9 protein-coding genes are annotated in these 14,455 nt (G+C 71.5%); 4 read left to right on the plus strand and 5 right to left on the minus strand.

What is annotated here, in order from left to right; genetic code table 11:
• Positions 1 to 41: 41 nt before the first annotated feature.
• Positions 42 to 971 carry a lytic polysaccharide monooxygenase auxiliary activity family 9 protein gene (locus OG966_RS34425; protein ID WP_326653965.1) on the plus strand — a complete coding sequence of 310 codons (930 nt, stop codon included), beginning with the start codon at positions 42 to 44 and terminating at the stop codon, positions 969 to 971.
• Positions 972 to 1,164: 193 nt separating this feature from the next.
• Positions 1,165 to 2,628: an AlkA N-terminal domain-containing protein gene (locus tag OG966_RS34430; protein WP_326653966.1), complete on the plus strand. Its 1,464-nt coding sequence runs from the start codon at positions 1,165 to 1,167 to the stop codon at positions 2,626 to 2,628.
• 11 nt (positions 2,629 to 2,639) lie between these two features.
• Here OG966_RS34430 and OG966_RS34435 read toward each other — a convergent pair whose 3' ends face one another.
• The 5 genes from OG966_RS34435 to OG966_RS34455 all read right to left on the minus strand — a co-directional run bounded on the left by OG966_RS34435 (position 2,640) and on the right by OG966_RS34455 (position 12,057).
• Positions 2,640 to 7,589 (minus strand): NaeI family type II restriction endonuclease, encoded by a 4,950-nt coding sequence (locus OG966_RS34435; protein WP_326653967.1) that lies wholly within the window; start codon positions 7,587 to 7,589, stop codon positions 2,640 to 2,642.
• Positions 7,582 to 8,517, minus strand: a complete 936-nt coding sequence (locus OG966_RS34440) for an AAA family ATPase (protein ID WP_326653968.1) — start codon at positions 8,515 to 8,517, stop codon at positions 7,582 to 7,584. The genes OG966_RS34435 and OG966_RS34440 overlap by 8 nt, the downstream gene beginning before the upstream one ends.
• Positions 8,514 to 10,580 (minus strand): hypothetical protein, encoded by a 2,067-nt coding sequence (locus tag OG966_RS34445; RefSeq protein ID WP_326653969.1) that lies wholly within the window; start codon positions 10,578 to 10,580, stop codon positions 8,514 to 8,516. The genes OG966_RS34440 and OG966_RS34445 overlap by 4 nt, the downstream gene beginning before the upstream one ends.
• A complete protein-coding gene (locus OG966_RS34450; protein WP_326653970.1) occupies positions 10,577 to 11,536 on the minus strand; it encodes an alpha/beta hydrolase in 960 nt (319 codons plus the stop codon). The genes OG966_RS34445 and OG966_RS34450 overlap by 4 nt, the downstream gene beginning before the upstream one ends.
• A gap of 98 nt (positions 11,537 to 11,634) precedes the next feature.
• Positions 11,635 to 12,057, minus strand: coding sequence for a DUF350 domain-containing protein (locus OG966_RS34455; protein ID WP_326653972.1), 423 nt, complete (start codon positions 12,055 to 12,057; stop codon positions 11,635 to 11,637).
• Positions 12,058 to 12,249: 192 nt separating this feature from the next.
• Here OG966_RS34455 and OG966_RS34460 point away from each other — a divergent pair, with 192 nt between their 5' ends.
• Together OG966_RS34460 and OG966_RS34465 are read left to right on the plus strand one after the other, a co-directional pair.
• Complete coding sequence (locus OG966_RS34460; RefSeq protein ID WP_326653973.1) at positions 12,250 to 12,798, plus strand: DoxX family protein; 549 nt, start codon at positions 12,250 to 12,252, stop codon at positions 12,796 to 12,798.
• A 269-nt stretch (positions 12,799 to 13,067) separates the two neighbouring features.
• Positions 13,068 to 14,408, plus strand: a complete 1,341-nt coding sequence (locus tag OG966_RS34465; protein ID WP_326653975.1) for a diacylglycerol/lipid kinase family protein — start codon at positions 13,068 to 13,070, stop codon at positions 14,406 to 14,408.
• Positions 14,409 to 14,455 lie beyond the last annotated feature (47 nt).

Here is a 14,455-nt window from a genome sequence, read left to right on the forward strand (position 1 = left end):
ACACGGCAGGCTGTTGAGCCCATCAAGGAGGTCTGCCGCGGATGACTGCCCATCGAACTGCCGCCGCCGCTGCGCTCGCCGGTGCCCTGCCGCTCCTGCTGACGGCCGTGGCCGCCGGGACTGCGCAGGCGCACGGGGCGCCGACCGATCCCGTCAGCCGGGTGGCCGCATGCGGTCCCGAGGGTGCCCAGGGTGCGTCGGCCGCCTGCCGCGCCGCCGTTGCCGCGAACGGGGGATCGGCGTTCGACCAGTGGGACAACCTGCGTGTGGCCGACGTACGGGGCAGAGACCGCGAGGTCGTCCCGGACGGGCAACTGTGCAGCGCGGGCCTCGACGCGTACAGGGGCCTGGACATCGCCCGCGCGGACTGGCCGGCGACGGCCCTGAAGGCCGGCGCCCGGTTCACCCTCACCTACCGGACGACGATCCCGCACGAGGGGACGTTCGACCTGTATCTCACCAAGGAGGGCTACGACCCGGCAGCGCCGCTGCGGTGGGCCGATCTGTCGGCGAAGCCCTTCGCCACGGCCACCGATCCGCAGGTCGTGGACGGCGCGTACCGGATCTCCGGTCGGCTCCCGGCCGGACTGACGGGCCGCCATGTGCTCTACACGGTGTGGCGGAACTCGAGCACGCCGGACACCTACTACTCATGCTCCGACGTGGAGTTTGCGGGTCACAAGGAGCGGGGCGGTGAGCCTGTGGCTCGGCAGCCGGGTTCTCAGCCCGCTGCCGAGCCGTCCTCCGAGCCGGTCGCAGATCCGGCCTCGCAGCCTGCCTCCGATCCCCCCGCGGAGCCGACGGCCTCCCAGCCGGTCACCGCGCCGGGTTCGGCGCCTGCCGACGAGCCCGTCGGGCAGCCGGCCGCGGCGTCGGCGGAAGGCGGCAGCACGGCCGTCCTCCTCGGCGGGGTGGCCGCCGTGCTCGCGCTTCTCGCGCTGGGCGTGTCCGCGTTCCTCCGCCGCCGGTAGCCGGACGGTTCCTCCGCCGCCGGTAGCCGGACGCGACGTCCGAACCCGGGGCCGCGACGGCCGCACAGGACGCGACGGCCGCACGGGACGCGACGGCCGCACGGGACCCCGGACCCGGCGCCCGCACGGGACGGCCGGACGCTACGTCCGATTTCCGCCAGCGGGTGCCCGGCGCGGTGCCCATACTGGCCGTATGACGATCGAGGACAGCAGATACGAGGCGGTGAGCAGCAGGGATGCCCGGTTCGACGGGGTGTTCTTCTTCGCCGTGTCCACCACCGGGATCTACTGCCGGCCGAGCTGTCCCGCGATCACACCCAAGCGCCGGAACGTGTCGTTCTACCGAACGGCCGCGGCGGCCCAGGGCGCGGGCTTCCGGGCCTGCCGCCGCTGCCGTCCCGACGCCGTGCCGGGCTCCGCGGAATGGAACGCCCGCGCCGATGTCGTCGGGCGTGCCATGCGTCTGATCGGTGACGGGATCGTGGACAGGGAAGGTGTGGCAGGCCTTGCCCACCGGCTCGGCTACAGCGCCCGGCAGGTGCAGCGGCAGCTGAACGCAGAACTCGGCGCGGGCCCCATCGCGCTGGCGCGCGCCCAGCGCGGCCACACGGCAAGGGTCCTGCTGCAGACCACCACCATGCAGGCGGCGGAGATCGCCTTCGCCTCGGGGTTCGCGAGCGTACGGCAGTTCAACGACACCATGCGGGAGATCTACGCGGCCACGCCCAGCGAACTCCGCTCCGCCCGGCCCGGCCGCACCTCCCGTTTCGGCCCGGTCGCCCAGGAGAACGGGGCCGCCGCCGGAGTGCCGCTGCGGCTGGCCTACCGCGGTCCGTACGCCGCCGTGGAAGTCTTCGACTATCTGGGCAGCCGCGCGATCACGGGCATTGAGGAGATCGTCGGCGAGCGCGGCTCCCGTTTCTACCGGCGCACCCTGCGGCTGCCGTGCGGGCCCGGCATTGCCGAGGTGGGCGAACAGCCGGGCGCGGGCGGCTGGCTGGAGTGCCGGCTGCACCTCGCGGACCTGCGTGATCTGACGACGGCCACACAGCGGATGCGCCGCCTCTTCGACCTGGACGCCGACCCGTGCGCCGTCGCCGAACGCCTCGGTACGGACCCGGCGCTGGCCCCGCTGGTCGCAGCCCGTCCAGGGCTGCGCGCCCCGGGCGCGGCCGACCCGCACGAACTCGCGGTACGGGCTGTGCTCGGGCAGCAGGATTCGGTGTCCGCGGGGCAAAAGCCCGGCGACGCGCTGGTCGCGGCGTACGGGGAGCCGCTCCCCGAGCCGAGCGGCGGTCTTACGCATCTGTTCCCGCGGGCGGAGAGCCTGGCGGAGGCTTCTCTGGACGAGCTCGGCACGCCCGACGCGCGGCGGGCCACGCTCCGTACGCTGACGGCCGCGCTCGCAAAGGGCACGGTGGTACTGGACCCGGGCGCCGACCGGGACGGGACCGAGCGGCAGCTGCTCGCCCTGCCGGGCATCGGCCCCTGGACGGCGGGCTACATCCGGATGCGGGCCCTCAGCGACCCGGATGTACTCCTGGCGGAGGACGTGGCGGTCCGGGAGGGGATGCGTCGCGCCGGGGTGGCGGCGCAGGACGCGGAGAGGTGGCGGCCGTGGAGTTCGTACGCCATGCATCACTTCTGGAACACGTGAGGCTGTCCCGGTCAGGGCCTTCGAACGCTCACCCACTCGCCCGGTTCGGCGACCGGAAGTCCCCACTCGCGGCAGAGCTCACGGTCATCCGGCAGATGGCTGAGGATCACCATGCCTTCGCTGTCGAGCAAGCGGCGCGCCTCGCGGACCCGCCGGGAGATGTCGCGGAGTCCGGTCACCGTACGCAGCGTGGCGGTGGTGATCCTGCGGCCAGTCACCCGCCTGAAGAGCTCGGACGTCCGGGTGGTGCCGGTCGGCATGGACAGGATCGCCGTACGGTCTGCTTCGGGGAGGTGCAACAGGAGGTTCTCAGGGAGCTCGGCTCTGCGATGGAGCCATTCCACGTGAGGGTCGGCATCACGGGGGAGGGCTCGCTTCCCGTCCTGGTCGACCACGTCTGCCGGCAACCCGTGTCCTGCCCGGATCAGCCCGGCCCACCACGTGGAATTCCCTTCGTTGGCGTACAGGGCGAGCGAGAGCCCGGCCTGCGCCTCAGGCAAGAACAACCCCTGGGGCCCATAGAGCGTGAAGTGGACGTCGAATGGGATGTCCGGCAGGTCGAACCCTGCGCGTACGGCCAGTTCCACGGACTCGGAAAGGCGGCCGTGCTCGGAGGACGTCAGCTCTTCGACGTCGAAGCGACCGGTCCGGGGGCCGTCGAGGGCCTTGTCGATGCAGTCCCTGAGCACATTCGCCAGGCGGCGTCCGTCCGGATCCTCGGCCTGCAACGCTTCGCGCAGGCGCTGGAGTTCTTCGTCCATCGGCGGTCCGGGGTCCGGGATTTGGAGCCACGCTTTCAGCGTGCCGCTCTCGTCGTTGATGCGAAGCTTCGCGAAACGCTCCGTCGACAAGGTGGTGCCGGGGTGTCGCAGAGCGTCCTCCATGGCTGTCGCTGAGACACACAGCGTGCGGGGAGCGCCCGACGCTCGTGCAACGCTGTCGAGGTCATCGCAGCGGAGCAGCTTGAGTGCCGTGTCCACGGCAAGCCCCGTCACCCCGCTCCTCACCCCACCGGCGTGTACTGCGACCCGCAGGCTGAGCCGGGGAGAGCCCCGCCGTTCGTTGACGGCGTCGAGAACCCTCGGCAGGTCGTCCACCAGCCCGGTCAGGATATGAGCGATCGGTACGTCCGCGTCGACGGCGAGGACGACCGTGCCGTCCCAGAAGCGTGGCCTGCGCCGACTCGTGTCCACGCCGACAGCGGCCAGGACCTCGTCCAGCGTATCGAGCAGGATCGGTCGGTCCGCGCTCCGGAACGTGGCGAAGTCCTGGACGTCGACGGCGACGACCGTGGGCCGGGGTTGTTCCGGGACGGCGACTGGCGGCGGCTCCGCCTGCTCGAGCCCCAGCAGTTCTTGGAGCTCCGCTACCCGGCCGCTGTCACCGGTCGTCAGGAGGAGCGCCAGCGCCTCTCGCCAGCGCTGTCGGGCGGTGTCCGTGTCACCCGAGCGATGGAGGATATGCCCCAGTACGGTCAGGGCCTCCGCCTCCTGTGAGGCGCTGCCGGTCTGCACGAGTGTCAACGCCGACGCCTGGGCGGCACTGTGCGCCGACTCAAGATCGCCCACGTCCAGGTGGGTCTGGGCCATGTGCAGCAGCGCCAGGCCTACGGCCTGGTGACTGCGATGTTCCCGGAACAGCCTCACGGCCTCGGAGAGGCACTCCAACACCTCAGTGTGATGGCCGAGTCGGTGGTGTGCGTCGGACAGCACACCCAGCAGCTCGGCGACGCGGAGCGACATGCCCAATGCTCGCAGGAGCTCCAGCCCGCCGGTGGCCGCATCGACCGCGTGAGCGGCCGCCCCGTGCTCCAGGTGGAGCCGGGCAAGGCTGTCGAGCGCCGCCGCCTCCGCGAACCGGTCACGGCAGGAACCGGCGATGGCATGCGCCCGTGTGTAGTGGTCCGCCGCGCGCGCGTAGTCGCCCTCCCGCTGCGCGATGGCCCCGAAGAGATGGGCGACGGTCCCTGCTGTCGCGGGATCTTCCACACCAACCGCCGTCTCCAGGGCGGCCCGCGCCTCCGACATCAGCCCCGCTGAGAAAAGGCTGTGGGCGAGGGCGACCTGAGCCCTCGCACGGCTCACGTCGTCCCCGGCCGTCATGGCGTCGTCGGAGATGGTGAGCGCGGCGCCGCGGTACTGCGCCGCGTGGAGGGGGGAGGTTGCGAGACCCTTGAGCAGCAGGAGCAGATTCGCCCGGATGCGCGGGGCGACGCTGCGGCCGACGTCGTCGGCGGAGAGCACGGTCAGCACATGGGGCAACTCTTCAAGGAGCCGCTCCAGGCCGGTGCCCCTCGCGACGGCGGCCTTGTCGGAGCCGACGAGCCCCAGGCGGTCGGCGAGCAGATCACCCGGGCGGTCCGCCGTGCAGGCACGCACGGCCTCCCTGCCGTAGAGGCTGAGGAGCCGTTCCATGGCATCCGACTCGCCCCAGGCCCGCTGCCGGGTGAAGCGCTGTACTTCGTCGTGGAATTGGTACGGGTATCGATCAGGCAGTCCGGAGCGCTCCAGCAGCCCCTGAAGGACAAGTTCGTTGACGGTCTCGACGGCCGACCGGAGAGGCATGTCGACCACGGCGGCGATCTCCTGAATCGTCAGCTGCGCGGTGTCTATCAGCGCGAGCTGCATCAAAGCCCGCGCGAGCCCGGGGTCCAGATGGCTGAAGTGCAGCTTGAGTGCGGCGTCCAAGGCCGAATCGGTGGGGTCGGTGCTCTTGAGCCCCGGGGCGATCCGGTTCGCAGGAGGTGTACGTCCGACGGCGATCCACTTGGCGATCAGCGCAATGGGCAGCGGCCATCCGCCACAACCCCGAACAATTTCGACGCCGTCGTCGAGTGCCAGGTAGTTCCGCCTCTTCCCCATCAGGTGGCTCAGCAGGCTTACCCCAGACTGGTCAGTCAGCGGGCCGAGTTGGACCACATGCGTGGCGCAGTCAGGCATCGCCGTCCTGCTGGTGACGACGACCGCACAGCCGGGAGTTCCGGCGTCGGGCAGCAGCGGAGCGACTTGAGAGGCGTCGTGGGCGTTGTCGAGTACGACCAGCACACGGCGCCCCGCCATGGTCGTCCGGTAGAGATCGGAGAGCTCGTCCCGGTCCGCCGGAAGCGATTCGAGCGGAACGCCCAAGGCCTGCAGAAAGCCGACCAGCACGGACGACGGATCCAACGGACGGGAACCTGAACCCCGCAGGTCCACGAAGAGCTGGCCGTCCGGGAAGTGCTGCTTCACCAGATGCGCAGCGCGGATGGCGAGCGTGGTCTTCCCGGCGCCGGGAGCACCGCCGGCGGCCCCGATGCACACCACCGGGGACTGGTGCGGTGTGAGGATGCGCAGCAGTTCCTGAAGAGGTCTTTTCCGGTCGATGAAGAACTCAGCCGACTCTGCCGGAAGTTGAGTGGGCATCGGACGTCCCGATCCCGCCCGACGGGGCTCGCGGACCTCCGCCGGCAGCCCCAGCAGCTCCAGCGTCCGCCGCGACGCCTGCCCGAACGGCTGGAGTTCCGCCGGGAGTTCTGTCCTTCCGTCCGGGTCGTGCGCCACCGACGGAAGCTGCCCGCCCCCGTCCCCCTGGGACGACACATGCCGGCTCAGCGCCCGGTTGATACGCCACACGTCGTGCTCCGCGAGCTCCCGCCTCAGCCGTCGTTGTACCTCTTCGGGCAGGGCCAGCTCGACCGTTCCTCCGAGATCCGTGCCGAGCGAGAAGAGCCCGCTGGTGAGCAGCTCCGCGACATCCGCCGTTGCCGCCTCGGGCACCAGCTCCTGGCGGATGAGATGCAGCAGGCGCATGCTCAGCCTGTCGAAGGCGGAGCCCAGCACAGCCAGGCGCGCCGCCGCGGGCGAAGCCGTACGCAGGAAGCCATCGGCACGGGCGTCGGCAGCCGCCGAACGAGAAGCTCGGCGACGAGTCGCCGTGCGGCCACCGGGCGGGACCAGTACCGCACCGCATCCCTCCGGGGCCGCGCGCATCAGTGTCCGCGACCAGCGGTCCAGTGAGTGCGGGGACAGCGACAGCACGGGGATGGGCAGCCAGGCGCCCTCGTCCCCGTCGGGCAGCAATGGCGGTGGATCGAAGACCAGATGTGAATTGACCGATCCCGGAGCGCCCGGCGCGACCCGCACCGTCGGCAGATCAAGACCCGTCCTGCGCCACAGCTTCGTCGGCAGGGGATTCAGCAGCGCGACCGGCGTCGACAGCGACCACTCCCGCAGCTGCCGCCACACCGTCGGCTCTCGCCAGCCCGGTGCCGCGCAGTCGGACACGGCTACCACCAGCCGACGCGCGTCGGGCGCCCGGAGCTGTCCCGGGCCGGTCAACCGACCGTTTGTGTCCCGGAGTTCGGGACCATCGTCCCCGAAGCCGAGATAGCGCACCTGAAGCGTACGGAACGCGCCGAGGCGGTCCAGTACGGCGGCGAAGTCGGCGATCGTCTCCTGCCACACCTGCATCGCGGGGGAGCGGTCCACCACGAGTACGAGGTCGAACCACCGCTCCGGCGCCGCGTTGAACGCCGGGATCAGTTCCCCGCTGCGCGCATAGCCGTCCACCGTGGCGTCGATGTCCAGTGCGGCCCGACGGCCCTGACGCCACGTTCGCTTCCACGGCCGCAGGGCGCGGGTCACCTCCAGCGCCAGCGGCAGGCCCGCGGCCCGTGGCGCGGCCACCGCGTCGCCCCGGATGCGCGAGCTCGCGCCGGCGAGCCGCTCGTGCAGGGGACGCTCGGGGGCAGTGGTTCCCGCACCCGATGACGGCGGCGCGGCAGCCTCCGCCACCGGCTCCGGTGCGCGAGCCGCGTCGGTGGACTGTTCCGGCGAAGGCGCACCGGACACCGCCTCCGCCTGTCCGTTCTCCGCCATCCGGGACGCCAGCCACAGCGCATCGGCCAACGCAGTCCCGTCCAGCTCCGGCGCCGCGGCCCGCAGCGCCGCCACCGCCCGCGCCAGCGACGCCTCCTCAGGCACGCGACAGCTCGCGCAGGACCAGGTCCATGACCTCCTGCTTGTCCTCTCCGGCAGGAGCACTGCCGCCGCTCAGCAGGTGTACGGCGTTGAGGAGCTGGTCGATCGCCAGGCTCTCGCCCGCCGCTACACGCCCGACGAAGGCCTCGATCAGCAGGTCGACCGCCCCGGACCGTTCCGTATCCGTACCGATCCGCAGATGCGCCTCGACCACCCGGCGCAGCGCGTCGACCGTCGGCTGCGGCATGGTGTAGCGGATGCAGCGCCGCAGGAAGGCCGCGGGGAAGTCCCGTTCGCCGTTGCTTGTCATCACGATGAACGGGAAGCTGTCGCACTGGACGAGCCCGCGCTCCACCGGGCGGCGAGCCTCGCCGTCCCACTCGCGCACCTCGACGATCTCACTCTTGTACCGGGCGAGTTCGGGGATCTCGAACTCTCCGCGCTCCAGCACGTCGAGCAGATCACTCGGCAGATCCAGATCGCTCTTGTCGATCTCGTCGATCAGCAGCGCCCGCGGACGCCCGGCCGGGAGGAGTGCCGTGCCCAGCGGGCCCATCTGCAGGAAGGGCGCGATGTCGTCGCTGCCGCCGGGGCCGTCGAGCCGCTGGGCGTGGATGCGGCCCAGAGCGTCGTACCGGTACAGCGCCTCCGTAAGGGTGCTTCGCGAGGTGATGTGCCAGCGCAGTACGTCGCCGAGCTTCAGCTCCGTCGCGACCTGCTCGATCACCGTGGACTTGCCGGAACCCGCCGCGCCCGTCACCAGCAGCGGCCGGCGCAGCGCCAGCGCGGCGTTGACCGCCTTGACCAGACCGGGCGGCGGCTGGAACTGCTTGTGCAGGGCCTGCCGGGGGAAGCTCCGCCACGGAGGCGGCTCGCCGAGGTCGACATCGCGCGGCGTGCCGTCCCCGACGTAGAAAGGCTGCCAGGTCATGCGGAGTTCTCCCCCTCGGTAGTGAACTGCTCGAACCAGTCGCAGAAGTCGAGCCATTCGGCGTCGTGCCACACCGAGCGCCACTGCGCCAGATGTTCCCGGCCGTCCGGTTCGGCCGGCGTGTTTCCCCAGCTGCGGCGGTAGGCCTCGCTGAATTCCGTGGGCAGCAGATGCCAGAACCTGTCGAGGCTGTCCCGGGACCTGTCGGGCACTGTGCCGTCGCCGCCCGGCCACAGCACGATCGGGGCGTACGCCAGGAGCACCTCCATCACCTGCTCGAACCGCGCCGGCCGGTGCTCCAGAGCGACCGCTCGCGCGTACGCGCCGTGCCCGAGCCGCTTCCTGAGCTCCTGGGCCTGTCCGGTCTCCTGCTCGCCGAGCCAGTCCACGGGCGCGCCGCCCGCTCCGCACGCGCTCATCGCCTCGAGCTTCTCCCTGGCCCGTTCATTGATCCACCACAGATGGTCCGGCGGGCACAGCCGCTCGCTCCAGCGCAGTACGACGTCGTACGCGACACCGAGCCGCTCGCCGAAGTCCGTCTCCTCGGGCCGCCAGCGCAGCAGCAGCGCGGCGGAGGCGGCGACCTCGACCCGCTGCAGCCGTACTCCCGTCCTTCTCGCCTGCAGGGAGGCCCACTTCAGCACGCCGACCAGCCGCTGCTCGACCCCGGTCTGGTCGGGGGTGCAGCCGAACTCCTTGTGTGCGTGCACATCGCCGCGGTCGAGAAGCCAGGCGTCGAGGGTCTCAGGCCATTCGTCGGCCACTGCGGCATGCAGGCTGACCACCAGTCGCAGTCGCGATCTGGTGCCCTGCTGCCGCAACGCCTCAAAGGCGTCGTTGAGTTCGACTTCGGCGCCGACGGAGTGCGCCCAGGCGGTGAGCCGGGGACTGTCCGGGGCCGGTTGGTCCTCGGTGGCGAGCGCCGCGACGAAGGCCGCCAGGGGAGTGGTGCGCGTCTCGTCGACACGCGGGGCGCGCAGTCGCAGGTACTCCACGGCGTCCCGCAGCAGTTCGCTCCCCGAGGCGTCGGGCAGCCGTGCACCGGACCGGCCCGCCGCGGCCGACATCGCACGCCGCAGCCGCTCGGACGTAAGCGGCCGGCCCGGCCAGGAAGTGAGCAGGTCAATGGTGCGCAGGCCGTCGAGCAGACCGTCGACGACGCGCAGCGCCCAGGCCAGCTCGGCGGCGCTCCCTGGAGCACGCTCGCGCAGGCTGACGCGCAGCCGCTCCAGCACATCGGCACCGGTGACGGGCGCGGTCAGCAGGGCAGCGCCGCCGAGCGGTTCCAGCGCCTGGTCGAGCTCCTCGGTCGCCAGCGGCCCGAGCACCGACCCGGACCGCAGGAGGTGGCCGGCGTTGCGCGCGAGCCAGGGGCGTTCGCCGAACTGCGCGCCGTCGTACTCCACGAGGCGCGCGTCCTGGCCCGGGACGGCGTCCCGTACGGCATCGAGCACAACCGCGGGCCGCAGGAACTCGCCCGCGCCGCTGACGCCTTCGGCGAGCACATGGACGAGGCCCCGGGTGAAGCCGAGCCGGTACGCGGTCTGCGCGGCACCGACGGACATCAGCAGCGAGAACCGGGTCGCGCCCTGGCGCAACCCGGCGTCCAGCGCTTTGAGGTCAGGCGTGGCGCCCCCGGCGTGGCAGGTGTCGACAAGCGCGATCACGCCGGGCAGTCCCGGTGTCTCAAGGACCTGGGTCAGCAGCTCCCCGACGTTGACCGCGGAGCCGATCACATCGGCCCGCGAGTCGCCCGCCATCAGATACAGCGTGGGGTTCTGGCCGGGCGTGATGCCGTGGCCGATCAATGCGAGGACGAGCACCGCACCCGCTTCGCCCGCCCGCTGGGCAGCGCCGCGGATCGCGGCCTCGATCTGCGCCTGGCCGACGGTCGGGCCGTACAGCAGTGACGACGCGGTGGCCGGAGTGCACCCGCCCGTCCAGCGGTCCGTGAACGAGCCGTGCAGAGACCGCGCCACCTCCTCCAGACCGTCGAGCAGCCCCAACTCCGCGCACTGCGGCGCGATGACCAGAGTGTGGCGGCGGGGAGTGGGCGCTGTCATGCGATCGTGGCTGCCTCGATCGCCTCGACGACCGGTCCGGCGATGGCGGGCTGCGCGAGATATTTGGCGGCGGGGTGCACCCACACGCCGTCGGAGTCGATGCGCCTGCTGACGGGCAGTACGGACCGGTCGTTGGGCCGTACGAACTTCTCCAGCCGCGGCCGTCCCGCGATGAAGTCGTCCCGGTCCCAGAAGTTGAGCCACCGCTCGACAATGCCGGGCACCCGCAACGGCTGCGGGCGCACCTTGGGCTGCACCACCGTGCGCATCCCCATCGGCGAACCGAGGGTGACCAGCAGCGGCACGCGCCCTTGGTATGTGTGCAGCGTCTCCAGCGATACGACGGTGCCCAGAGAGTGGGCGACGACGATGGTGAGCCCGGCGGGGTCCAGTGCCTCCTCGACGCGGCGGCGGATGCGTGTGTCGAGGGTCAGGCCCTCCTCGTCCGGTTCGGCGCGGCGCAGATAGCGGGCCACTTGGCGCAGCTGGAGGACCATCAGCTGGGCGCCGGCCCAGCCGCCGAAGGTGCGCAGCCCGGGCAGCGACAGCAGCGTGTTCGCGGCGTCGAGCACATGCCGGCCGGCCTCACCGAGGCCCTGCGATGCGCCCTCGGGGACGAGTTGGGCCCGGGCGTGGCGCAGCATGCGCACCTCTTCGTCGGTGCCGGGCTCGGCCAGCCGTTCGGCGACGGCTTCCAGCAGCCACTGGCCGACCAGCCGCGTCTCCTCGTCCGACTCGGGGCCGCCCCTCGCACCCTGGGCGCCGCTCGAAGGGAACAGATCGGCGTAGTACGCGAATCGGGCATCCGCCGCCCAGCCCCGCACCAGATCCAGGACCCGGCGCGAATGGCCCGCGGAGCGGGCGCCGTCGGCCAACGCGCGTAACCAGGCGTCGAGTTCGGCGGCGGCGTCCCGCGGACCGCCGATGCCGTGCACAAACACCAGACGCGGCTTCATGATTCCCCCCGAAAGCCCCCGCCCGGGTGCCCCGGGCGAGCTCCGAGAATATCAACCGGCCTGCTGATCGCGGTGTGTATCCGCTCTGTTTGCAGACCTCAGGCGATGGACGCCGAGACGATCGCGGACACGGCGAGATTGCAGGAGGCGGTCACCCACACCGCCGGGTGCGGCTCCACCTCGACCAGCGTCGCGCCGAGCTTGCCCGGCGTGACCAGGTCCACCACCAGGAACGCCACAGCCATCATCACCAGGCCCAGCAGACCGAACGCGGCAGTGGAGGCGAGACCCTTGCCGAAGTTGTCGTACGTCGTCCAGATCGACGTGAACACGATGCCGCCGATACCGAGCAGAGCCGAGCTGAGCAGCAGCGCGGCGTTGCGGTTGCGGTCCTCCCAGATCTGCCTGCCGAGCTTCCCGGGCGTCAGCACGTCGATCAGGACTATGCCGAGGATCAGGAGGACCACACCGAGGGCGCCGTACGCGCTCGCGCGGCCAAGTCCGTTGACGATGTCACTCATTGAGGGGCCGGTCTCCATGTCGAGTAGTTGACGCTGGTCAAGGGCGCGCAAAATCTACCGCATGGTTCCGGCCAGTGGATCACGAGCCCGCATCACCCGTACGGCGCAGCAGCACGGGGTACGGCGGCCCGAACCGGGCGAGAGTGGATCCCGTACGCCGTCCACCCCACCGTGTCCGATCCGGGAGACCCCATGGCCTGCATCAACCGATGTGACCTCGGACTGCTCGTACTGCGCGTCGGCACCGGCGCGGTCCTCGCGGCACATGGCTCGCAGAAGCTGTTCGGCTGGTTCGGGGGTGGCGGGCTGGACGCCACGGCGAAGGGCATGGAGGCCATGGGATTCCACCCGGGCCGGGAGAGCGCCGTCGCCGCCGGGCTCGGCGAGGCGGGCGGTGGCGCACTGCTCGCGCTGGGCCTGGCCACCCCGGCGGCCGGTGCCGCGGCCGCGGGCGCCATGGCCGGCGCGGTGGCGGTGCACGTGCCCGCCGGGTTCTTCAACCAGGCCGGAGGCTTTGAGTACCCGGCCTTCCTGGGCTTCACCTCGGCCGCCATCGGACTCGCCGGGGCCGGCCGCTACTCCCTCGACCACGCGACCGATCACCGCCTCGACCAGCCGTGGGTGGTGGCCGTGGCTTTCCTCGGCAGCGCGCTCGCCGCGGCCGCGGTGCTGGGCAAGCGGGCCTCGAGGCAGTCCGCCGCGCAGTCCGGCGAGGCCCGCGCGGACGCCACCGGGGAGTAGCCCGTACCCGGGGTGGCTGAAGAAGCCCGCGCTCGCCTTCTGCTTGTGGTCGGCGCTGCGGCCGTGGCGCCATCGCCGCCCGGTCTTCGGGTTGATACCGATGATCCGGCACGCCTCGTTGTTGCTCAGGCCGCATGCCGCGCAGGGTGACCGCTCGTATCCTGAAGTGGATGCCTGCGGACGTCCATCTCCACGGGAAGTCGGCTCACCAGGCGCGCAGTGGTCGAGATTCCTGTCCGGTACTCGGTGAAGCGGCGGGAGGTTGTCCCATGAGCAGGCGCTGGACCGCGCGACTGGCCCTGGCGGCGGGCGCAGCGGCGCTTCTGGTGCTGGTGGTCTTCGCCGGGCTCGGAAGCCTCGTGCTCATGGGGGTGGGGTGGGCAGGGCTGGCGCTCACGGCGGCCGGCGGGTGGTGGATGCTCACCCACACCGGCTGGATCAGGGTGCTGGCCGTGCTGCTGGTGGTCGTCGCGCCGCTCGGTGTCCTGGTTCTGTACGCGGCCGCCGGGCTGCTGTGGGTCGTGCTGGTCTCGCTCGGCCTGTGGGCGCTGGCCGTTTCCGCAGGCAGGGCTGCACTTGTCGAAGACACCGCACCGAGCATGCCGGAGTGCTCCGTCAGCCGGGCCGCGCGACCGTTCCTGATCATGAATCCGCACTCAGGTGGCGGAAAGGTCGAGAGGTTTCATCTGGCGGAGCGAGCCAGGGCACTGGGGGCCGAGGTCGTCGTGCTGGATCCGGACCGGCGGCAGGATGTGGCCGAGCTGGCGCGGCGGGCCGTCCAGGATGGAGCCGACCTGCTCGGCGTCGCGGGTGGTGACGGTACGCAGGCCTTGGTCGCTCGTGTGGCCGCAGAGCACGACATTCCCTTCATGGTGATCAGCGCCGGCACCCGCAACCACTTCGCCATGGATCTGGGCCTGGACCGGCAGGATCCCTCCAGGTGTCTGGAGGCACTGACCGACGGCGTCGAGCTGCGCGTCGACCTCGGCTACCTCCATGCGGGAGAGCCTGCGGACCGAAGCGCGGGGCGCGCCTTCATCAACAACGCCTCGTTCGGCGTGTACGCGGAAATCGTGCAGAGTCCCGCCTATCGCGACGACAAGGCCCGCACCATCCTGGAGATGCTGCCGGATCTGCTGACTCGCCGCAGCGGCGCGCGGCTGAGTGTCCGTGCCGGTTCGGTGACCATGGACGGTACCCAGGCCGTGCTGGTGAGCAACAACCCCTATGAGAGTGGCGACCCGGCGGGACTGGGGCGCCGAGAGCGTCTGGACTCCGGCGAGCTGGGGGTGCTTGGTGTCGCCGTCGGCAACGCCGCCGAAGCGACGGAGCTCCTGATGCGGGGCGGGCAGGGCCGCGGGCTGACGGAGGTCACCGCCCGAGAGGTCGTCGTCGACGCCGACGCTCCCGTCATCCCGGTCGGTGTCGACGGCGAGGCCTTGATGCTGCCTACTCCGGTGCACTGTCGTCTCGCGTCCGGCGCTCTGCGCGTGCGCGTGCCCCGGCACCGGCCCGGCGTGCCGCACGGCGCGCCGCCGATGGACTGGCGCCGGGTGCGGCGTCTGGCGCTGACGATGGGGCGGGTCGCGGCAGGGCGCGGTGCCGCTTGATCAACGGCTGGTGTCGGTCCGGCGGACGAACGGCGTGCGGTACGGGT

Origin of the sequence: Streptomyces sp. NBC_01750, assembly GCF_035918095.1 — a bacterium.
Taxonomy (GTDB): Bacteria; Actinomycetota; Actinomycetes; order Streptomycetales; family Streptomycetaceae; genus Streptomyces.

Excerpts from the sequence above, each read along its gene's own strand:
- OG966_RS34465 (WP_326653975.1), top strand. The coding sequence starts at position 13,068 with ATGAGCAGGCGCTGGACCGCGCGACTGGCCCTGGCGGCGGGCGCAGCG.
- OG966_RS34455 (WP_326653972.1), bottom strand. The coding sequence starts at position 12,057 with ATGAGTGACATCGTCAACGGACTTGGCCGCGCGAGCGCGTACGGCGCC.
- OG966_RS34430 (WP_326653966.1), top strand. The coding sequence starts at position 1,165 with ATGACGATCGAGGACAGCAGATACGAGGCGGTGAGCAGCAGGGATGCC.
- OG966_RS34445 (WP_326653969.1), bottom strand. The coding sequence starts at position 10,580 with ATGACAGCGCCCACTCCCCGCCGCCACACTCTGGTCATCGCGCCGCAG.
- OG966_RS34440 (WP_326653968.1), bottom strand. The coding sequence starts at position 8,517 with ATGACCTGGCAGCCTTTCTACGTCGGGGACGGCACGCCGCGCGATGTC.
- OG966_RS34425 (WP_326653965.1), top strand. The coding sequence starts at position 42 with ATGACTGCCCATCGAACTGCCGCCGCCGCTGCGCTCGCCGGTGCCCTG.
- OG966_RS34460 (WP_326653973.1), top strand. The coding sequence starts at position 12,250 with ATGGCCTGCATCAACCGATGTGACCTCGGACTGCTCGTACTGCGCGTC.
- OG966_RS34450 (WP_326653970.1), bottom strand. The coding sequence starts at position 11,536 with ATGAAGCCGCGTCTGGTGTTTGTGCACGGCATCGGCGGTCCGCGGGAC.